Genomic DNA, 19858 nt, shown 5'->3' with positions numbered 1-19858 from the left:
GTAGCAAGTGCCTGGATTTTTCTCCAAGAGGAGAGAGTCGATGACAAAGCGTTTATATCATCGTGGATATAACATCGAACCGGCTGATGAAAATACACAGGAATACAGCGCACGGTTAGGTGGAAAGCTAGTTACCAAATCTTAGTGCGCTTGTTACCCCACGTTTATCGAATCGTATTTACAAAGATAAATGTTGGGCAGAAGCCACGTTAATTGTCGAATTATCCTTTCTTTTTCATTAAAATCGCCCCGATAACAACTCTATACTCAAATTGCTTGTAACTGCCTGATACTTGGCGGTTAAGTTAATGGGTAAGCAATCCATAGAACAGGTAGCGAATGAAAAAGCGATATTCTCATCGTGGTCATACTATTGAATGTAAGGACGATGTTTATACGTCAATTGTCGCAGGGAGAACGGTATCCGGCACGATGCTGGGCGTAAAGCAGTGTATTGATTGGTGGAGCGATACCCGTATTTTCCGTCGGCCGGCGGAATTTGAGCGTCAATCCTTTCGAACGGCACAGGGGCCTTCCTCTGAAATCTATAAAGGTATTCAGATTATGTCTGACGACAAACAACCAGGGCTTTGGTATATCCTGGTTCGTGGACAACTTCTGAAAGGTCCTTTACCAAAGATTAAGCAGTTTATCGACCAAAACGCGCTTTCTCGCGAATTCCGTCGTTAACGTATTCTGATAGAGCCAGTTTTGATAGCATTGGTGCTATCAACAAGCGTCAAAGAGTGAAATATGAGAGACGATAACAGCCGCCTGGTGTATTCCACCGATGCCGGGCGTATTAAGGAAGAAAAGCAGGCGCCAGTTCGTGAAAAAGGCGATGGGATCGTTCGGGTTCAGCGTCAAACCAAAGGCCGTAAAGGCAAAGGGGTTTGTCTGGTGACAGGGTTGGACATTGATGATACCGCGCTGAAACTGGTCGCCGCCGAGCTAAAGAAAGTCTGCGGTTGTGGCGGTGCTGTAAAAGACGGTGTGATTGAAATCCAAGGTGATAAGCGCGACCAAATCAAAGCATATCTTGAGAAGAAGGGTCACACAGTCAAACTGGCCGGTGGTTAATTTTTCTTTCGGAAAAACATAAAAAAAGAGATGCCAAATGGCATCTCTTTTTTGTTATGCAAGAAGGGTTGTTCGATTAGCCTTTGTAACGTTGGATAGCACCGCTTTCCAGACGCGCCAGGTAATCGTTCATGTCCGCTTTGATTTCTGGAACCAGACGGTACAGACCGATGATGTTAACCAGAGCCATTGCGAAGATCATTGCATCAGAGAAGTCGATAACTGGACCCAGGTTCATCGATGCACCGATAACAACAAAGCAGCAGAACATGATTTTGAAAATCATCTCTGCACGCTTGCTCTCACCGAACAGGTAAGTCCAAGCTTTCAGGCCGTAGTAAGACCAAGAAATCATGGTTGAGAACGCGAACAGTACAACAGCAACTGCAAGAACCAGAGGGAACCAAGACAGTGATGCTTCAAATGCTGCTGACGTCAGTGCAACACCGCTCAGCTCCTGACCTTCGTACAACTGGCCGGTAATGATGATAACCAGAGCAGTCATGGTACAGATAACAACGGTATCAATGAACGGTTCCAGCAGAGATACGAAACCTTCAGACATGTGTTCTTTGGTTTTTACTGCTGAGTGAGCGATTGCCGCAGAACCAACACCCGCTTCGTTCGAGAACGCGGCTCGTTTGAAGCCCTGAATCATGGCACCGATAACACCACCCGCGACACCTTCACCAGTGAATGCACCGTTGAAGATTGCGCCGAATGCTGCACCTACTTGGTCGATGTGCATCAGGATGATAATCAGAGCTGCACCAACGTAAACAATTGCCATGAAAGGAACGACTTTCTCAGTCACTTTCGCGATTGACTTGATACCACCGATGATAACCACACCAACGATAACCGCCATGATAAGACCAAACAACCAGCCTTTATCTGCGAAGAAAGACATGTCGCCACCAGTAACGCCAACCACTTGCTTGAACGCCTGGTTAGCCTGGAACATGTTACCGCCACCCAAAGCACCGCCGACCGCACAAACTGAGAATAAAACGGCGAGGGTACGACCAAATGCTGGGTTACCTTTGTTAGCCAGACCTTTGCTCAGGTAGTACATTGGACCACCGGAAACAGAACCATCTGGGTTAGTGTTACGGTATTTAACACCAAGGGCACACTCTACAAACTTGGTAGACATACCAAGCAGACCCGCAAGGATCATCCAGAATGTTGCACCTGCACCACCGATCGAGATTGCTACGGCAACACCAGCGATGTTACCAAGACCAACCGTTCCGGAGAGTGCTGTTGCAAGGGCCTGAAAGTGCGAGACCTCACCTGGCTCTTTAGGGTCTGTGTAGTCACCTTTAACAAGACGGATTGCATGGGTGAATCCACGAACGTTAATAAAGCCCAGATACAGCGTAAAGATGACAGCGGCAACAACCAGCCACATTACGATCCATGGCGCTTCAGCATCTAGAAAGGGGAGTGGAACAGAGGAGAAGATCATACCCACGAATGGGTTTACAATTGGAGCGACTATTTCATTGATTGCTTCATCGATCCCTGCCGCAGAGGCTGAGCTCGCAAACAACGAAAGTCCAGCAGTCGTCATTATACGTTTCATTACCGAGTCCTTTTCTTTTTTATATAGCTTCATACTTACCGCAATACGCTGTGTTACATGATTGTTAACAACCATTGCGCTGCGGATTATTTCACGTATAAACATATTTGCAATATATTTCGACCCCTCGATTTTGCATTTTTTATAACAAGATAAAGTGCTCACACTTTTCTAAAGAAATCTCCATTTCATAATTTATTTCGCGAATTTACCCTGCCAAAAAAATAATCCGGCAATAGGTGTATAAGTAATTGTGCAAACATAACTTTCGCTTTCTCTAATTCAATCATATAGCTGCAAGCGCTTTCTGCTGGGGCATGAATTGCACCACTGTAAAGCGGGCTGATATATGGCTATGTTAACAGATGAATTTAAATAACTATTTCTAAAAAAGCAAAATAGAGAAAGTGAATTGGAAATAAGACAAAACTAAATTAGCAAGAAAATAGCACTGCAATTAGAAAAGTATTAGGCTGTAAATAAGTTAGTCATTCTTATAATTGATACAAACTTTATGCGTAGCAAATGATTCACCGAAGTAAACTATGCGCCGTGTATTGGGCAACTTTTCGCCAACTATTCCCTTTATTTGGTGACTTATGTCACGTTAAGAATTTATATCCAATTAATTTCGGTTATTAAGCATATTTAGTCACTTCTTATTAGAAATTCAGTCATGCAGTGGTTAGCAAAGTTTACCGCTTCGCCAACGCTGATCTTCACTGCGATCGCTGTAGCAACGATCGTGTCAGGTGCAGCGATGCAGAAGCAATCAGAATCCAGTCGGGTGCTTTTAAAAAAGTACTTGGAAGTGCTGCCTTCAATTTCTCTAGAAATGGTTAAGGCGCAAAGTGCCTTGGAAGCGTCAGACAAAACTGTCCTTGTCCCGCAGCAAGTTGATATGCTCGAAGAAACGCTTGCTAAACTGCTCTCAAGTCAATATTCCAGCTTTGAAAAGCGTCGCTTGGCAATGAAGATTGAAATTTTGCGGACCAACGAAGAAGTGGAAAAGACAGACTACGATAGGGAGTTACACCGCTTTGGCGATAGGGGCTGCGAACCGAATGTTCAGTTGGTTAATCAAATAGAACAATTGGAACCACTCAGTGTGAGACCTCAATACCAAGTGACCCTTTGTTATCTGAACCGCGATGGTACAACAATGATGTCCAGCGCTTCCTCCTTAGACTTGAGTCCAAGTGAAGCGCTGGATCCTTAACAGCCTGTTGTACTTGGCTATGTTGCCAGTTCTTATTGAATCAATGTGGCGTAGTTTGGAAGGTGTTCAACAAAGCGCTGCTGTACATCCAAATACGTTTTTCTGTAGATATCATCAATCTTGTCTGCGCTCGGGAAAAGATCCGAGAAACCGGGGTGTGCTGCATCAATCGTCATTTCAGCTGCGCGCTGCATATGAGCAATGAACGCCCTCGGGTCTTCCAAGCCTACCGCTATGCGGAGTGTTGTCGGTTTAATACCTGCATCGGCTAAAGCCGCGCTTGATAGCTCCGAATGTGTCGTCATAGCAGGACATAAAGCAACTGTGTTGGTTTGCCCAAGGCTGACTTGCATACCAATAGCAGGCTCCAACATGTCAAAGAACTGTTTAAAAGAAGACTGATCAATAGGTTGGCGGTCCGCTTTTCCTTCCATATCAATGGTGAATAAAGAAGCTGGTAGACCAAGGCGCATTTGTGACTGCATCAAAGGGTAGTTAGGGCTCTCAGGCAGAGCGGGGCAGGACACATTGATATCGGGATGAAGTGAGAATATGCGCGCCAGAGAAAGCGTGTTGATGGCTTTTTGCAGCACACGTAATTCAAAGGTCTTCATGCCATTCAAGACTTCAAACGCTTTGTCTGCATCAAGAAAAGCGCCTTTGATGTAATAGACGTTCCAAAACAGGGTGTTACTCCAGCTTACTTCACGTTGCTTTCCACTTGGTGTCTTACAGGTTACGCTGTCACCCTTTGGAATGAACATGTCTTCATTTCGCCCAATGATTACGCCGGCTGTTGTGCTTCCTGAGCCTGCCAATTCTTTCGTGTACGAATGAATAACAAAGTCGGGGCGCTCCATAGGATCAGTTCTTTTTAACACAGGATGAAGAAAGGGAGTGCCAACCGTGGTATCTACCATGATGTTCCAATCTCGCTCATGAGCAGCTCTGCTGATGCCAGCGACATCCAAAACGAAACCATGGGGGTTACAGGGGCTCTCAAGATAGATATAGATCTTGCGGCCAGCTTTGATTCTGTCTGCATATTTCTCCGCCGTTGCATCCATGGCTTTTGCAAAATTTGCTGCGTCGTAGCCATCCACCCATTCTATTGCCACATCCAGATTCGAAGATTTACGGTACCAATCTTGAAGTAACTGGTAACTACCACCGTAGATGTTGCGAGAGGCCAAGACAATATCTTCACGCCCTAACAAATGACTTAGCAAGCCATCAATCGCTGCCATTCCGGAATTGAAGTTCCAAGCGAGGTATTGATCCGCCATGTCTCCCGCTTCGATATCGACAATATGGTTAGCCAACGCGATAGAAGTTGGGTTCAGCAGTCGGGAATAGATTTCATGCAGGGGTTCCCGGCCATTAAAGGCATCTTCTACCCATTCTGTGCAGGCAAATAGATAGGTGGCAGTGCGTGTTATCACTGGTGCTGCTGAGAATATCGCAGCCACATTATCAAATATTGGGTAAGCCCCTTTTGCAGCGAAGTGCCCGTTTTTGGTGGCGATGGATTTATAAGTCGCGCGCATCGGGTTCTGTAGGTTGTCGAGAATTTTCGCTAACTGAAAAGACAGGAACCGTTTAGCGTTGAACCAAGCTATACGGTCATTTCTGTCTAAATCGTTAAGGCCATCTAATGTAATTGCCCACAGGTCATGCGTGTGATGGTTAGCAGTGTATAAGGTGGTTGCAAGGGAGACCAACGCCTGGCCAAAGTCTGAATCAGTGTCGATACCAAAGTGCTTTGCCTGCTCTGTTGCTAGAGATGCTGAATCTTCCAGCTTCGTCGTATTACGCAGCGGGCTGAGTTGAGTGGTTTTGTTCATCAATATCTCCCTTAACTAAATCACGTAGTAGGTATAACGATAAATTAGCTAACCTAACGATAAGGATGATTGCGAATTTCACTCTTTAGTTGTTACTAAATGGCAGTATCTGCCAATATTAAATAGTTTAGCGCTACTAATCTGAGGATGGAGAAGGGCATGGAGCATAATCTTGATAGCATTGATAAGAAAATTCTCGACGAGCTACAAAAAGAGGGACGCCTAACCAATCAGGAACTGTCAGATCGCGTATCACTATCCCCTTCGCCTTGTTTGCGCCGGGTGAGAGCGCTGGAGAAAAAGGGAATAATCACTGGTTACCACGCTCACATTGATCAGGAAAAATGTGGGTTGCCTATCAACGTCTTTGTTTTGGTAAAACTCGAAAGGCCCACGGAAGAGAACATGGTGAAGTTTGAGTCGTTAATCGACCAAATGGATGAAGTACTTGAGTGCTTTCTCATGACAGGCACCCACGACTACCTACTTCGTGTCGTGAGTGAATCACTCAAAACATACGAACGGTTTATTCGCAGAGAGTTGACCCGCCTTCCCAATATTGCAGCTATTGAATCCAGCTTTGCATTTGGACAGGTGAAAAAGCGGTCTCGCTTACCCATATAGTTTTTGTTGCTCGCGTAGCTCCAGTTTGAACAGCTCTAGAAGCGCTTTGGCGCCCTGCGTCATACGCCTTCCTGGCCAACTGGCAAAGATGTAAATGTCTGGCATCACAACATGGTCTATCTTTTCAAGTCTTCCTTCTTCCAGATAAGGCTTAGTCGGCAAACCGCTAAACAGAGCGGCACCCAATCCGTCGTAAGCCATTTGTTGTGCGGCGGTGGCATTGTCTGAAGCCGCGACGGCCTTTAATTTGAGCATGGTATCCGTATCTTGAAGCTTCATTTCTTTACTCTCCGGTAGGCGCAACAAACGAATAAAAGGTGCACCGTCAGGGTATAAACCTTCACGAATGTTCTGAATAATTTTTGGAGAAGCGGCCAGGAAAGGGCGGGCTTTCATGATCACCTCTTCCTGAGCTGTTGTTTTGCCTCTTAACTTGCCTATGCGAATAGCTAAATCAATATCAGCTTCAGACATATCCATGACTTGGTCGGAAGCAAACAGCTTCACTTCCACATTCGGGTATTGCTTATTGAAGCTCGATATAACGCTCGGCATCAAGTGGGTGCCAATATCTACGGGCGTGGTAACAGACAAGACTGAGGGAATGACGTCAGGATCGATATCCTCGATCACAGTGTCGAGTAAGGCGTAAACTAAGTGGTGGTATCGTTCATAAGCACGTTGGCCAGCATTCGTCAGTTTCATTTGACGGCCTTCACGGAGAAATAACTGAACATTCCAAATTTCTTCTAAATATTTGAGAGATTCGCTAATCCTTGACGGCGCAATTCCCAGCGCTTCTCCAGCATGCGTGACAGATTGGTTCGACACGACAGCTAAAAAGTGGGAGATGGGCTTTATCATTGACAGAGATTTCTTAAAAGACGTCATGCTTTACCTAACTTTCCAGAATCCGTAATGATTTATACAAATATCACTGTTTACGATATCAACTTGAGTGAGCACACTATAAGCTCAATTTGTATATGCCTTGTATTAATTGTGGTTATTATATATTCCCGCAGCAATGTTAGGGTTAGTTCAAAGCAACTGCGTAACTCCACTACAGAGCAATCCCTCTTGCTCGTGTAGCTAACAAAGAATAAGTACTTTTTTGCCAACTTGCGGCCTAATTTATTTGGGCCGCGCTCTTTTTCAAGCAAGCGCTTGCACAGAAAAACATACTAAATTTCAAATACCTTAGACCATGGCTTCTTTCGATTCAGTCCGTACTACAACTCTTCTTTACGACAAGTGTCGCTTTACAATGCGACAAATGACGCACATAATTTAACCAAAGGTTATTGGAGGTTGATATGTACGCAGAACAGTTAATGTCGCTTGGCATCGTAAAAGAGGGGCAGGTTATCAATCAGGATATGGAACTGGATATCATCCGCCATGGGCTGAAAGTAAAACATGCGCGCAAGGTGATGAAAGAAATGGCTATGAGCAGTGGTGAGTGGGTCACTTTGATTGGCCTGAGCCCACGAAGCCTGCAGCGCAAAAGCGATTCTGATTTGCTGACACCTTCGCAGTCGGAAAAAACATTGGCAATTCGCCGAGTGGTCGATTTAGCAGTCGAATACTACGAAGACCGTGATACAGCGTTAGATTGGCTGAAAACGCCACAACTGGCTTTTGGTGGGAAAGCCGCTGTTGATTATTTGGATACCAACACCGGCATTCAATATGTAGAGAATGTTCTTAACCGCCTGATGCATGGCATGACCGCTTAATGGAAGTATTTCGACTCTCCGTGAAGCGGTTTGCCGATCTCAGTGGGATGGGGGGCATGTTTGGATCTGGCCGTTGGCATCAGAGAGGCCAACCCATTCTATATACTGCAGGCTCTCGTTCTTTGGCTGCGCTTGAACGCTTTGTTCATGAAAGCCCAGTTCAAATGCCTCCTTTGGTCATGATGACCATCTACATACCCGACGATCTGCCAATCAAACGTGTCTCTGAGCAAGAACTCCCAAATGGTTGGGATGCAGTGCCAGATGCCGATACGTCACGTAACTACGGAACCGCCTGGCTTCGAGAAATGACGACACCAGTCATTCAGTTACCATCAGCGATCATCGCAAGCGAGTACAACTTCCTGATTAATCCCGCGCATCCTGACAGCCACAAAGTCAAAATCATCGACCAACGTGATTTCTATTACGACAGTCGTCTGAAGCGAATGATGCGTTAGGAAAGTCATTCCAAGCAAAAGCGCTGATGACGCAACAACGCCAACGCTTCTTAAAGATAATTGCAGAGGCGCGAAGAGCTCAGTTGGAACAGAATGATCCATTATGAGGGTCTTAGAGAGCTGGTAATTATCTACTTTATGGTAAATAGATAATTACGTTTAATAGACTGAAATCTTTGAAGAAAGTGGGTAATGACAGACGTAGTATAGTCAGATTTGGCGTAGCTGCATATCATATTTAACATAAGATAGATAATGCGCACTTAAAGGTGAGATGTAAATAGGATGAATTTAGGCTTTCTGCTGCCGCTTTGGGTGTGCTTTCCCGTTCAGCCTCGAGCTGCCTGCAACCCTAACTCATACTCACCACCCTCAACAAGGAAGCTACACGAATGCTGATTCACTCGTTTCGACACTTTTATTGGCAAAACTTCAACTCGTTAGACGAAGGCGCAGCGTATTTTCACGTTAAACCCATCACCGTTAAACGCTGGCTGGACGGCACCATTCCGCCCAATGCCATGGCCGAGAAACTACTTATTATAAGAGCCCGTGGCTATTTGCCCAACGACCTCAACTGGCAAGGTTTTAAGGTTAACGAACAGCGTAGCGTCATCATTACCCCCGAAGGCCGAGAATTTGCCCCCAGAGAGCTGGAAGCGTTTCCGCTCTGGCGTGACCAGTATTACGCCCTGAAAGCCCGTTTGCGCAGGCGTTGCTCATGGTCAGACAGTTTTCCCTCATCCAACGCATATCGACTTTGAGCGCAACAACCGTGAATGCGGACGATAGCGACAAAGACTAAACATGACATCTCCCCCAGATGCATGGCAGTTCGATACATCCAATTGCTTCAGTTCAGAGAATTCCTCGTAAAGATCTGAGACTGACCCGCTTCGTCTATGAACATCTCAGCCGACTTTAGATACTCTCGTCATGCGTTCTCAATAAACGGAAAACTGCCTTCAGGACATGTGAAACTATCAGGTTGTTTTTTCACAATGAATTCCGGGAGAGCGTCTATCTAACTATTTTAAATCAATAAGGGATAAACCAATGAAAGCAAGCAACCTTTGCATCATTACATTGGCTATGACAACGTCGTTCGGTGTGTTGGCAAAAGACGCAAACCCGCCGGTATCAGACGCTGTTATTTCTGAGCAACGTCAAGAACTGGCTGAAAACACAGAAGATGAAGGATTTGGTCCTCAATCGCCACGTGATATTGATTCTAAAGCAGGCAATAACACCACGTTGTTCAGCACTGCTCCGTCTTACACAGAAATGAACCTGTGCAACATCCACTTCCACAAAAATGCCGAGCATAAAGGCGGTGAATTTACGCTTTATGCTGGAAATGGCGACGGTGAAGGCTACCAGACCGGATATCGTTACGCTGGCAAGCTGTCAGACGCTGAACTCGCACCAGTGAAAAACAAGGTTTGCCCGAGCAAGCATGGCGATCTGAAACCGGGTGATACCATTGAAGTTCACTATGTTCACTCAACAGCGCAGGTTGAACCGGGCCCGACGCTTGGTGCGTGTTTGAGTGATGCCAACAAAAACCCGCAGCTTCGTGTAGAAACGCAGGTTTACGTGCTGGTGAACGACAAAAATGCTTACGACTTTGAAGAGCTGACAGAGCATGAAGTTCAGGATGGCGTGCATCAAGCGGTCGCAATTCCTGCTAACACGGGTAAGCCAATTCAATACATGGGTTCAACCACGGGCCCCGGCTACAACGAGAAAGGATCGCCATTCCAGGTGACTTGGAGCGTTCGTCCGAAAGTGGCGAAAGTGAATATCAAATCCGTTGGTGAATGGTGTGAAGGCAATGTCTTCGATGAAGACCACGCACATGGCGTGCGTAACCTTGTGGTGAACAAAGATCTGCTGTCTGAAATCGTGAACTAAGATTCTGACGCTGGGCGCGTAAGCAGTTATGCGCCCTATTCTCTTTTTAGTTATCACCTAGACCAGGCCGCTTGCGGCCAAAAGAAATGGCGCTGTTGCGCCATTTTTCTATTCGCAGCACACTGATTATCTGTCGTTCTCGACCAGAGTGATAACATCCCGCGCTTTGACGAAATGATCGAGTTCATGGGTTTTGATCCACCAAGTGGCGGCTTCCATGAGTAGTTCGGGGTCGTCATTCTTGTTCGCAAAGAAGGCATAGAAGGAGACATTTACGTTATCCCCTTTGGTCAGGATTTTCTTTTTGCAGACCTCGATAACTTTTTCGCGCAGTGAATCTCTCATGTTTTCCCTGAATATGGATCGCTAATAAGCGATACTGTATATAAATACAGCTTTCGATAAAAGTGGTACGTGTGAGAGTTTGAACCACCCTACACTTCTTTTGACTAAACAGAAGCGATACATTGAGTGACGGGTGGTTACGCTTCTAACAGGGAGATAAATATGGCGGGAATTGTTGAATTAGAGGCTCTTTTGTCATCGATGGAACCAGCTCTGATTGACGGGGAGTTTGTGTTTTGTACCGTATCAGGTGTGCTGTCGGATTACGTTGAGCTTGAGCCGTTGGCCACTTTCCGGGAAGCCGAAGGGTTAACCTTGCTGCTGGAGAAATCAGCGGCTGAATCTGCAAACATTGCGTTCGAAAGCGTCTATCGTCAAATTACCCTGACAGTCCATTCCAGCCTCGATGCTGTAGGTTTAACGGCTGCGGTATCAACTAAATTGGCGGAAAAAGGCATAAGCGCCAATGTACTCGCCGCCTACTATCACGATCATATCTTTGTGCAGGCGGAAAAAGCAGAAGCAGCGCTGAAAGCACTGCAGGAGTTTTCAGGCTGAATAGGCACCAAGCAGGAATGATTAAGATAAGCGTCTTGCGTCAGCTTAGCGGGCTTGTTTCACAATAACGCCGAAGTTCTTCACTCACATTCTGTTTGAAGCTTTGTGCCAAGTGGAAGTGCACTAACATCAACAGGTCACTGGCGAAGTATCTCTCAAAATCATCTGCTTCATTTTCAATGCATATTGCTTCACAACGCTCTGCGTGTGTTCGGGCGTCTTGATATTGACCTGCTTTTATTAAACTCATAGCTAATCGATATTCAGCGCGCTCTTCTTGCATCCAGCCACCTGCAACTCGCCAATACTGTAAAGCCAGTTGTGCTGCTTTGATCATTTGTTGGTCTTGTTCTAAGGTCCGTTCTTTCAATTCCTCAAACTGACAGGCTAGGTTATTACCAGTGATAGCAAGAGCCCGCGCTAGAGGTTTTGATACTGAGCTTTCGTTAACACCTTCCGCGGCCATCGTTAACCATTGTGAAGCTTGCGCTGTGTTTTGTAATGCGGTGTATTCATTGGCAATCTGAGCCAACACTCGGCGCTGTTCATCAGTTGTTAAGTGGCTCATGTCGGAGAGGTTGTTGGTATGAAAGTAATCAGCCACGACTTGCGCACGAAGGCTGGAAGGAAGGCTTGCTTGGTTAGGTGGCAATGATGACAGTAGGTGTAATAGCTTGTCAGGAGCGTTCAGGTGCCCTATTGCTGTATGGAGCAATAAGGTCATCGCAGATTCGGTTTGTTCTGGATCCAGGCAATCTAACATAGAGGCCATCGAATCAAAAACACTAACTGGTTCTGATTCGTGTTGTTGCCAGCCTTGGTTTAGCGTGGAAGTGAAGTTTTGCTGTTTACTGTTCGACATGCCGACTACCCTTGACCTAATTGTGCTCCTCATTATGGGAACATTCGGGGAATAGTCGACCGCGATAACGAGGCTCTGGAACCACTTCACTATTTTTGGCTATCGCCAAAAAGTGTTAATAAGCAAATATATAGCTAACAAGAAAGGTATTAATTTACTGAACCATAATGGGCTTTCCACCAGAGAGCACCACAAAGTACTCTCCTCGCATAAACACGCCCAAGACTTTATGACTGCTGATATCTTCCCACGTCACGCCATCATCAGAATGTGAAAACGCGTCAATGAACGTCAGTTTGACATACTGTTCATAGGTCAATACTTCGCGCCTGACGAAGCCGCCAAATGGATAGTAAATCAAGCTACCGTCTTTTAAATAAGCGGGGATCATTTGCCCCTTTCGGTGCTCGTCGGTGCCGCTCATGACAACGGCTTTATAATTGTGTCGGTATCGGATTGCAGGCATAACAACAACTACTGTTTATATATACAGTATAATTCTACTCTGTTTATGGAGAACGGCAAGCAGCTTTGATTGGACTGTTAACGGTAACGGTCTAAAAAATCAGTATCTGCTTACATAGGCTTGTAGTGAAGACTGGAGAGAAAGGCGGATAGTCACCCGCCTTGGTATGAAACTTTTTATTTGTGATTCAGCAGCATGATGATGTCATCTAACATCTCTTTCTCACCCAGTTTGTTCATTGGGTAATCCATGTCGACTTCCAGCTCTTTGGCGAACTTCTGGAAATACTTGGGTACATGGGAAAGGATATAGTCTGAGCATTCACCGTGTTTGTTGTGAATGAAATTACGAATAATATGCTCGTAATCAACGTCGACATCACTACCTGACACCTGTTCCATGAAAAACTCTTTTTTGTTGTCTTCAAGGAAACGGATGTATCGGTTTTCAGTAAGGTACTTGTCCAGTAGTGCTTGTCGAATACAAGCAAGTACAATACGCGATGCACGTTTTGGTTTGGTCTCGCCAGCCTCTTTGAGGGATTCGAGGATCCTCTCTTCGAGGTATGGTGTGTATTTCTTCTTATTAAAGAAGTCTTCCTCTACACGGGTGAAGAACTTCTCAAACTTCTTCTTGCGAATCCAGTTCGTTAGAATCCATTTCATAAGCTTTCAAGTCTTGGGTCTATCAACGACGCTAACCTACCACTCTTCCGTTCGTTTTGGTTAGGTCTATCAAAATTTTTTGCGCTTTAAGCTCCACTTTTTAAATTAATAAGCTCTTCGAGTATAAATAATCGTTCTCAAATTGATGTGATCTTCAACATGCATGTTGAAGAAGCATCCACATCAATATGCTACTGATTGATTATTTTTGAGATGTAGATTCAAATAACAATAGCTTCTATGAGGTTTAATGGTCTTTAGAACGTAATTGTCACAGTTATAAGAATAAAGGTGTCAGGAGGCATCATGACGACATTTGCGCTGGGCAGAAAAACCATTATTAATGAATGCTCTGTAGAGTATGACTGGATAAGGAGACAAGTCGAAGAAGGTACCGAAACAGAAGAGATCATCAACTCGATTCTTTGTTGTTTCGGAGGCGATGAAGAGATCGCTGTACTCTTCTACTCTATTGCTGTTGGAGAAAGTTCACCGGGCGTTTTGCTGACTCATTTGAGCTTGTCGGATTGGTCTCCCTCTCAAGGCGAAGACCAGCACTAGAATCAAAAAGAGGGTGGGTTCGCCATCCTCTTTCGAATCAATTACTGTTTGAAAACATCCATGACCAGCGGTACCACTTTGTACCAAACTGCCGCACCGATACCTATCCAAACCAGTAACCAAAACAGACGTGACAACCAGGTATTACGCGAGTGATAACGGGCTGGATCCGGCTCTCCGCATCCAGGACAAGACAGCGCGCGTTTGGAAACCTGCTTTTCACAAACCGGGCAAGCAACTAATGGCATTTCGACCTCTTATTCCTTTCTGAATCTTATAATGATCGCCACAGCAAAATGGCATTTAGCGTTACATATTATTACGACTCACTTAACCTAACTAGGCCGATAAGAAAGAAATCACAGAAACGATCAAGTTCCTAAGAGAATTCATGAAAAACACATACTTTCTACCGAAAATGGCGTGAAGGAGAAGCTGGGCAGCTTCTCCTTGAAAAGGGATCACGCTTGATTAGGTACGATTTGAACCTCTACGCGACGGTTCTCGGCGCGGCCTGATGAGGTTTCATTAGAGGCGATAGGTTGCGTTTCACCATAGCCAGTCACATACAAACGTTGTGCATTGACCGCCGAGCGAAGCAGATACCCTTTCACACTCTCAGCGCGTTTTTCAGACAAGGTCATATTATATGCAGCATCACCTGTGCTGTCCGTGTGCCCTTCTATGCTCAGGAAGGTTTTTTCATATTCGTTCATTACCCGCGCTACAGCGTCAAGAGATTGATAAAAACCTGGTGAGATACCACTTTGGTTTGAGCTGAATGTAATATTGGAAGGCATGACCAGACGGATGTTGTCACCTTCGCGCACAACTTCAATACCCGAGCCTGCCAACTCTTCACGTAATGCAGCCTCTTGCTGATCCATATATTGGCCCACAGCAGCGCCCGCCAAAGCACCAATGGCTGCACCAATAAAAATACGTTTGTCTTTGTGATTGCCAGTGGCTTTACCCAGTGCAGCGCCAGTAGCGGCACCAATGGCAGCGCCAGTGCCTGTGTTTGTAGCGCATCCTCCAAGTACCAGTGAGGCTGCAAATAACGTCATAACGGGAATAGACTTACGCATAAATTTTCTCCTTCTTTCTTTCCCTCACACTTCGAGGGTATTGTCCTGACGCATTACGCCAAAGTTATGCGTATTGATAAGGCGACCAATCTTAGGCTTCTGTAAAACGCTGATTGTCAGCGATTTGTAAAGTTAACCCATCAATTGAACACTGTTTTATATTGATAAGCATTATGACCGCGAATGACAAATATCATTCCCTAAGATTTGAAGAAATCTGTTAGTTAGATAAGCAATGATGGAATGCAGAGGAGCTAAAAATTTTTAAACACAATAACTTATTTGATTTTAAAACAGCAAATATAAAGTTATAGTGCATTAAGTTTTGGTTAAAAAGGAGCAGTATATGTCCTGCTCCTCCACCAGCGACGATTTAATCACCAAAGTCATGCACAGCCAACTGGAAGATATCGACGGGATCAACCCACTCTACCGTTCCACAAACTGTGCAAGTGCACTCAGTGTCATCTTTATAGTTATCACCCTTTGGAGGGGCAGTTAGCGCGCGAATAGCTGGATCATGGTGAGCTTGCTCACGTACTTCATGTCCAGTTTCTTTTTTGCAGTTAGCGCAATACCAAGTGTGTACACTCATCGTTATCTCCTTGCCAAAAACCTTGCTCCGTCGCGGTGAGTGTAATTTCATATAACTCCCAATTCGTGATGCAATATTGAGACAAAGAGCAATTTGTCGGAAATAGACTTTTTCCGGATGATTTTCGACATGGAAAACAGCATTACGTAAGGATTTTTAGGCACCTTCTTATCCAATAAAGAATTACGTTTATTCTTTATGTTCAACAGGTTGCTTCAGAGGGAGTCAGAAAAGATGTTCAAACAAGGAAACCTCTTAAAAACCCTGCCAAACGCCAGAAATCATGAAGTATTTGAAGATTTAATCAAACACCCGTTTGTCAGAATTGAGAGAATAGTGTCGCGAGGCCAAACGTCACCTGAAACAGGTTGGTATGATCAGGAAGAAAGCGAATGGGTAGTTGTATTGCAAGGCAACGCAGAGCTAACGTTTGAAAACGGTGAATCTGTATCTTTGGAGGCGGGTGACCATCTTAATATCCCAGCCCATACCAGGCATAAAGTCAGCTGGACTGATCCGGAGCGAGAAACTGTTTGGCTGGCGGTGTTCTACCCTTCTGGAGAGATCGAATAATCAATGGAGCTTGTCGGTGCATCGCCCAACACCTTTCACCTGCGCTTGAGGGCAAGGAGCATCACCATAGGCACAGAACACACAGCACATGCCTTCCTGCACGATCATTATCTCGCCACATCCTTCGCATTCATAGTGTTGCAAGGGCTTATCTATTGGCATGAGTTCTGACTTTATGTGACCGCATTTCGGGCAGGTTATGTTGGATTTCAGCAGCACTTTCATTAGCGACAGTAACCCCTCTATAAAGAAATCTATTAATAAGGGTGGAACACTCTTGGCACTCTTGCCACCACATCTCTGTATTTGCCATGGGAAATGTTGTCATTCCTACTCGTGTTGTCTTCCCCTTTTTGTCCTCTTGGGCGCAAAACACCTAATTTCTGAGGCAGCCTCAAGCAAATGAGGAAGCGCTTTTCATGCGAAAACTCTCTTTTTCTTCCATTGATAGTTATCAATACTGTTACCTGCTGTCAGCATACTGAAAACGTGAATTCAGAGGTTCACATGAAGCTATTTCCAAACAATTTTCTCTGGGGCGGTGCGATTGCCGCTAACCAGGTAGAAGGCTCTTACAATCACGATGGTAAGGGGCTTTCAACCTCAGACATGCTCCCTTCAGGTATTCTAAGTCCGCATCAAACCCGTGAAGAACGAACGCCAGGCATTAAAGATATGGCCATAGATTTCTATAACAGATACCCAGAGGACATTGCCCTTTTCAATGAAATGGGTTTCAACTGCCTGCGCCTTTCCATCGCTTGGAGCCGTATCTTCCCCAACGGTGATGAGGAATCGCCAAATGAAGCAGGCCTCGCTTATTACGACCGTATTTTCGATGAATTGGCCACACACAATATCCAACCATTTGTAACCCTGTCCCATTACGAAATGCCCTACTCACTAGTAGAAAACTATGGAGGCTGGGCAGACCGACAACTGATCGGCTTCTTTGAGCAGTATGTCAGCACCGTTTTCGAACGGTATAAAGACAAAGTTAAGCTCTGGCTGACATTCAATGAAATCAATATGTCGCTACATGCGCTTTTTACCGGCGTTGGGCTTCAGGAAGATGCCAGCGAGCAGGAAATCTATCAGGCAATTCACCATCAGCTGGTCGCCAATGCGAAAGCGGTGAAGCTCTGCCATCAAATTATTCCAGACGCCAGGATCGGTAATATGCTGCTGGGGGCAATCAATTATCCATTTACTTGCAACCCAGACGACGTCATCGCTGCTATGCATGAGAACAACAAATGGCTGTTCTTTGGTGATGTCCAGACGCGAGGAAAATACCCCGGCTACATGATTCGTTACTTCAAAGAAAATGGTATCGAAATCGCGATGGAAAACGGAGATCTGGATGCAATAGCCAGTGCTTCAGTCGATTTTATCTCGTTCAGTTATTACGCCAGCGGCTGTGCGAGTGCTGATCCTAAACAAAAAGAAGTCGGAAATATCGTCGCCAGCGTGCCAAACCCTTATTTGAAGAAGAGCCAATGGGGGTGGCTCATCGACCCGAAAGGCCTGCGTATTCTGCTGAATTTCCTCTATGACCGTTACCAGAAGCCTCTATTCATTGTGGAAAATGGACTGGGCGCAATCGACGAACTGGATGAAAACGGTGAGATTCAGGATGACTACCGCATTGCTTACCTTAATGACCATTTAGTTCAGGCACGTGAAGCTATGTTAGACGGTGTGGAATTAATGGGATTCACAACGTGGGGACCGATTGACCTTGTCGCCAATTCCACCGCGGAAATGCGTAAACGTTATGGTTTTATTTATGTTGACCGACAAGACGACTTCAGTGGCTCTCTAGAACGAAAACGTAAGAAAAGCTTTTTCTGGTATCAAGACGTGATTAAAACCCAAGGCGCTTCGCTGACAGTGAAATAATCCGTACCGCGCCATAAAGCTAAAAAGCCCTGCTGATGCAGGGCTTTCGTTTAAGGCGTTGTTTGTAATCAACCGACTTGAAGATTACCGTATAGGGTTTGATAAACCCCCTCTTCCTGCACCAGTTCGCTGTGGTTACCGCTTTGCGCAACCTTGCCATCTTCCAGTACATAAATCAGGTCAGCTTGTTTCACCGCAGACAAACGGTGCGCCACGATCAGTGTGGTTCGGCCTTGAAGCAAGTTATTCAGCGCCTCATGCAATGCTGCTTCTGTTGCAGTATCCAGTGCTGAGGTCGCTTCGTCCAAAATCACCAGCTTAGGATTGGTCAGGATCATACGGGCAATGGCTAAGCGCTGACGCTGTCCTCCAGAAAGCTTGAGGCCTTGTCGACCCAACTGGGATTCCAATCCGTTATCCAGCTTATCGACAACATCACTTAGCTGAGCAATTTCCAGAGATTGCCACAGCTGATCGTCAGAGAAGTCGGTTCGCCCTAATGTCAGGTTTTCACGCAATGTATCGTTGAAGATCATCGGTTGTTGCAAGACCACGGCCGTATGCTGTCGCAGGGTTTCGTACCCAATCTCTTCGACAGGTTTGCCATCAATCAGGATTTCACCGTCAGACTTGCGATAAAGCCCCAGCAGCAGCTGAATTAACGTCGATTTACCGCCACCTGATTATTGGTGCACGGTTTGTTGCAGCTGGTGGTTGGCTTGGCTCAGTACTATGGTGCGTTCCGTGACCTTTTCTTCCAAGTTTGTATTCATATTTGCTAATCGTGCTTTATTGACCAGCATTTGAAACCACGCTAAGGCTATTAGGCCAACGAGCGAATACAGCAAAAGGTAAATCACATCCGCTTGCAATACCGCAGCAAACACTTCTTGTTGGCTAATCAGAGCGACAACACGAAAACCTTTGTCTAATAAGTTTGTTGCGTAAGCGAGGTAGTTGGGTGAAACCAATAGTTGATGGTTTTTAAACTGCGTCGCGTCGCTTTGCCCAGTCAACTCGCCACGATATTGAGGCAAGGTATCACCGTATTGTTGAGTCTAGTTAAGCTCTCGTTTTCCCTGTTCAGACAATGGGAATAGGGCTCGGTAGCGCCAATCGGGCAAGTTGCTCATGAAGACGACATCGTGCACACCGGTAACCAGTAACCCACCATTTTCTTGGGTTAACCCTTTTTCGAGTTGCTCCAAGTTTACTTTAACCGTAATCACGCCTGCGACTTCGCCTCCAACCCAAAGCGGGGATGAGAAAAAGTAGCCGCGTTTATTGGAACGTACGCCAAGGGCAACGTACTGAGCTTTCTCCCCATTTAAAGCGTGTTGAAAGTATGGACGGAAGGCAAAGTTCGAGCCCACAAAGCTGTCGTCTTGCTGGTAGTTATCAGCGAGGCTTTGTACTAACCAATCGGCGAGCAATAAGTTGAGCGATTCTGATGGCTTACCTACTTTGACGGCTTCAAGCAATCTTGGATCATGGCTGAGTAAGTTCGGGATTTGCTCAAACTTTGCCAATTCATAATCGATTTCTTGGGCGACCTGTGAAGCTTGAGTTTGTAACTTGCTTTGCCACTGATCATGTTGATGCTGGGTTGCGTATTTATGGGTCAACATTAGCCCGACCAGACCGATGGCGAGCAAGACCAACAAAAAATGGCGCAGAGCTTTGGGGTTAAGTAGGTTCACGATTGGCTCACTGGTTTTTAACGCCATGTTATCAAAAGGCATTTAATGATGTTGTGAGCTGCTGCGACAACGAG

23 protein-coding genes and 3 pseudogenes are annotated in these 19858 nt (G+C 45.5%); 12 read left to right on the top strand and 14 right to left on the bottom strand.

Translation table 11 applies throughout. From position 1 onward, the window contains the following. Positions 1 to 339: 339 nt before the first annotated feature. Positions 340 to 690: a DUF3319 domain-containing protein gene (locus K6Q96_RS20675; protein ID WP_251882322.1), complete on the top strand. Its 351-nt coding sequence runs from the start codon at positions 340 to 342 to the stop codon at positions 688 to 690. A 63-nt stretch (positions 691 to 753) separates the two neighbouring features. Then, entirely contained in the window at positions 754 to 1080 is a 327-nt protein-coding gene (gene yciH / locus K6Q96_RS20670; protein WP_251882321.1) for a stress response translation initiation inhibitor YciH, read from the top strand. A 76-nt stretch (positions 1081 to 1156) separates the two neighbouring features. On the opposite strand, the gene K6Q96_RS20665 is transcribed toward yciH, so the two are convergent. Beyond that, positions 1157 to 2668 carry an alanine/glycine:cation symporter family protein gene (locus K6Q96_RS20665; protein ID WP_251882320.1) on the bottom strand — a complete coding sequence of 504 codons (1512 nt, stop codon included), beginning with the start codon at positions 2666 to 2668 and terminating at the stop codon, positions 1157 to 1159. A gap of 676 nt (positions 2669 to 3344) precedes the next feature. Here K6Q96_RS20665 and K6Q96_RS20660 point away from each other — a divergent pair. Then, the gene (locus K6Q96_RS20660; RefSeq protein WP_251882319.1) at positions 3345 to 3887 is read left to right on the top strand and encodes a hypothetical protein; all 543 of its coding nucleotides are present in this window, start codon (positions 3345 to 3347) and stop codon (positions 3885 to 3887) included. Between the two features lie 32 nt (positions 3888 to 3919). Here the strand turns inward: K6Q96_RS20660 and K6Q96_RS20655 are convergent, their stop codons facing one another. Continuing rightward, entirely contained in the window at positions 3920 to 5731 is a 1812-nt protein-coding gene (locus tag K6Q96_RS20655; RefSeq protein ID WP_251882318.1) for a trans-sulfuration enzyme family protein, read from the bottom strand. A gap of 159 nt (positions 5732 to 5890) precedes the next feature. Here K6Q96_RS20655 and K6Q96_RS20650 point away from each other — a divergent pair, with 159 nt between their 5' ends. Next, on the top strand, positions 5891 to 6355 hold the full coding sequence (locus tag K6Q96_RS20650) for an Lrp/AsnC family transcriptional regulator (RefSeq protein ID WP_251882317.1): 465 nt from the start codon (positions 5891 to 5893) through the stop codon (positions 6353 to 6355). Here the strand turns inward: K6Q96_RS20650 and K6Q96_RS20645 are convergent. Both K6Q96_RS20645 and K6Q96_RS24955 read right to left on the bottom strand, forming a co-directional pair. Next, complete coding sequence (locus K6Q96_RS20645; RefSeq protein ID WP_251882316.1) at positions 6344 to 7060, bottom strand: LysR substrate-binding domain-containing protein; 717 nt, start codon at positions 7058 to 7060, stop codon at positions 6344 to 6346. The two genes, K6Q96_RS20650 and K6Q96_RS20645, sit on opposite strands and share 12 nt — an antisense overlap. A gap of 36 nt (positions 7061 to 7096) precedes the next feature. Beyond that, positions 7097 to 7219 (bottom strand): annotated as a pseudogene (locus K6Q96_RS24955) (helix-turn-helix domain-containing protein); the annotation flags it as partial. 452 nt (positions 7220 to 7671) lie between these two features. Between K6Q96_RS24955 and K6Q96_RS20640 the strand changes: the two are divergent. From K6Q96_RS20640 to K6Q96_RS20625, 4 genes are all read left to right on the top strand, one after another. Beyond that, the gene (locus K6Q96_RS20640) at positions 7672 to 8094 is read left to right on the top strand and encodes an Xre family toxin-antitoxin system antitoxin (protein WP_251882315.1); all 423 of its coding nucleotides are present in this window, start codon (positions 7672 to 7674) and stop codon (positions 8092 to 8094) included. After that, positions 8094 to 8555 (top strand): RES family NAD+ phosphorylase, encoded by a 462-nt coding sequence (locus K6Q96_RS20635; protein WP_251882314.1) that lies wholly within the window; start codon positions 8094 to 8096, stop codon positions 8553 to 8555. The genes K6Q96_RS20640 and K6Q96_RS20635 overlap by 1 nt, the downstream gene beginning before the upstream one ends. A 392-nt stretch (positions 8556 to 8947) precedes the next feature. Continuing rightward, positions 8948 to 9319, top strand: a complete 372-nt coding sequence (locus tag K6Q96_RS20630; protein ID WP_251882313.1) for a DUF3653 domain-containing protein — start codon at positions 8948 to 8950, stop codon at positions 9317 to 9319. A gap of 328 nt (positions 9320 to 9647) precedes the next feature. Then, positions 9648 to 10469, top strand: coding sequence for a delta-class carbonic anhydrase (locus K6Q96_RS20625; RefSeq protein WP_434802187.1), 822 nt, complete (start codon positions 9648 to 9650; stop codon positions 10467 to 10469). Positions 10470 to 10595: 126 nt separating this feature from the next. Here K6Q96_RS20625 and K6Q96_RS20620 read toward each other — a convergent pair whose 3' ends face one another. Beyond that, a complete protein-coding gene (locus K6Q96_RS20620) occupies positions 10596 to 10814 on the bottom strand; it encodes a DUF6500 family protein (protein WP_251882311.1) in 219 nt (72 codons plus the stop codon). A gap of 162 nt (positions 10815 to 10976) precedes the next feature. Here K6Q96_RS20620 and K6Q96_RS20615 point away from each other — a divergent pair, with 162 nt between their 5' ends. Beyond that, positions 10977 to 11372: an ACT domain-containing protein gene (locus tag K6Q96_RS20615; RefSeq protein WP_251882310.1), complete on the top strand. Its 396-nt coding sequence runs from the start codon at positions 10977 to 10979 to the stop codon at positions 11370 to 11372. A 40-nt stretch (positions 11373 to 11412) separates the two neighbouring features. Here K6Q96_RS20615 and K6Q96_RS20610 read toward each other — a convergent pair whose 3' ends face one another. From K6Q96_RS20610 to K6Q96_RS20600, 3 genes are all read right to left on the bottom strand, one after another. Next, positions 11413 to 12234, bottom strand: coding sequence for a hypothetical protein (locus tag K6Q96_RS20610; protein ID WP_251882309.1), 822 nt, complete (start codon positions 12232 to 12234; stop codon positions 11413 to 11415). A 154-nt stretch (positions 12235 to 12388) separates the two neighbouring features. Next, on the bottom strand, positions 12389 to 12700 hold the full coding sequence (locus tag K6Q96_RS20605) for a hypothetical protein (protein WP_062707830.1): 312 nt from the start codon (positions 12698 to 12700) through the stop codon (positions 12389 to 12391). Positions 12701 to 12876: 176 nt separating this feature from the next. Beyond that, positions 12877 to 13365, bottom strand: coding sequence for a hypothetical protein (locus K6Q96_RS20600; RefSeq protein WP_251882308.1), 489 nt, complete (start codon positions 13363 to 13365; stop codon positions 12877 to 12879). A 306-nt stretch (positions 13366 to 13671) separates the two neighbouring features. Here K6Q96_RS20600 and K6Q96_RS20595 point away from each other — a divergent pair, with 306 nt between their 5' ends. After that, positions 13672 to 13926, top strand: coding sequence for a hypothetical protein (locus K6Q96_RS20595; protein ID WP_251882307.1), 255 nt, complete (start codon positions 13672 to 13674; stop codon positions 13924 to 13926). Between the two features lie 41 nt (positions 13927 to 13967). On the opposite strand, the gene K6Q96_RS20590 is transcribed toward K6Q96_RS20595, so the two are convergent. The 3 genes from K6Q96_RS20590 to K6Q96_RS20580 form a co-directional block, all read right to left on the bottom strand. After that, on the bottom strand, positions 13968 to 14174 hold the full coding sequence (locus K6Q96_RS20590; protein WP_062664282.1) for a hypothetical protein: 207 nt from the start codon (positions 14172 to 14174) through the stop codon (positions 13968 to 13970). A gap of 213 nt (positions 14175 to 14387) precedes the next feature. After that, positions 14388 to 15014: a YiaD family glycine zipper/OmpA-like lipoprotein gene (locus K6Q96_RS20585; RefSeq protein WP_251882306.1), complete on the bottom strand. Its 627-nt coding sequence runs from the start codon at positions 15012 to 15014 to the stop codon at positions 14388 to 14390. Between the two features lie 373 nt (positions 15015 to 15387). Next, the gene (locus K6Q96_RS20580) at positions 15388 to 15609 is read right to left on the bottom strand and encodes a hypothetical protein (RefSeq protein ID WP_251882305.1); all 222 of its coding nucleotides are present in this window, start codon (positions 15607 to 15609) and stop codon (positions 15388 to 15390) included. A gap of 234 nt (positions 15610 to 15843) precedes the next feature. Here K6Q96_RS20580 and K6Q96_RS20575 point away from each other — a divergent pair, with 234 nt between their 5' ends. Then, positions 15844 to 16182, top strand: a complete 339-nt coding sequence (locus K6Q96_RS20575) for a cupin domain-containing protein (RefSeq protein ID WP_251882304.1) — start codon at positions 15844 to 15846, stop codon at positions 16180 to 16182. Here K6Q96_RS20575 and K6Q96_RS24910 read toward each other — a convergent pair whose 3' ends face one another. Beyond that, positions 16183 to 16344, bottom strand: a complete 162-nt coding sequence (locus K6Q96_RS24910; protein WP_231870108.1) for a GDCCVxC domain-containing (seleno)protein — start codon at positions 16342 to 16344, stop codon at positions 16183 to 16185. 345 nt (positions 16345 to 16689) lie between these two features. Here K6Q96_RS24910 and K6Q96_RS20570 point away from each other — a divergent pair, with 345 nt between their 5' ends. Continuing rightward, positions 16690 to 18084 carry a glycoside hydrolase family 1 protein gene (locus tag K6Q96_RS20570; RefSeq protein WP_251882303.1) on the top strand — a complete coding sequence of 465 codons (1395 nt, stop codon included), beginning with the start codon at positions 16690 to 16692 and terminating at the stop codon, positions 18082 to 18084. Between the two features lie 68 nt (positions 18085 to 18152). Here K6Q96_RS20570 and K6Q96_RS25010 read toward each other — a convergent pair. Both K6Q96_RS25010 and K6Q96_RS25005 read right to left on the bottom strand, forming a co-directional pair. Beyond that, positions 18153 to 18767: pseudogene (locus K6Q96_RS25010) on the bottom strand (ABC transporter ATP-binding protein); the annotation flags it as partial. A gap of 3 nt (positions 18768 to 18770) precedes the next feature. Next, positions 18771 to 19826 (bottom strand): annotated as a pseudogene (locus K6Q96_RS25005) (cache domain-containing protein); the annotation flags it as partial. Positions 19827 to 19858 lie beyond the last annotated feature (32 nt).

It is taken from the genome of Grimontia kaedaensis (genome assembly GCF_023746615.1).
Classification (GTDB): Bacteria; Pseudomonadota; Gammaproteobacteria; order Enterobacterales; family Vibrionaceae; genus Enterovibrio; species Enterovibrio kaedaensis.
The sequence above is the reverse complement of the archived record's forward strand: the minus strand, read 5'-3'. Positions and strand labels throughout refer to the sequence as shown.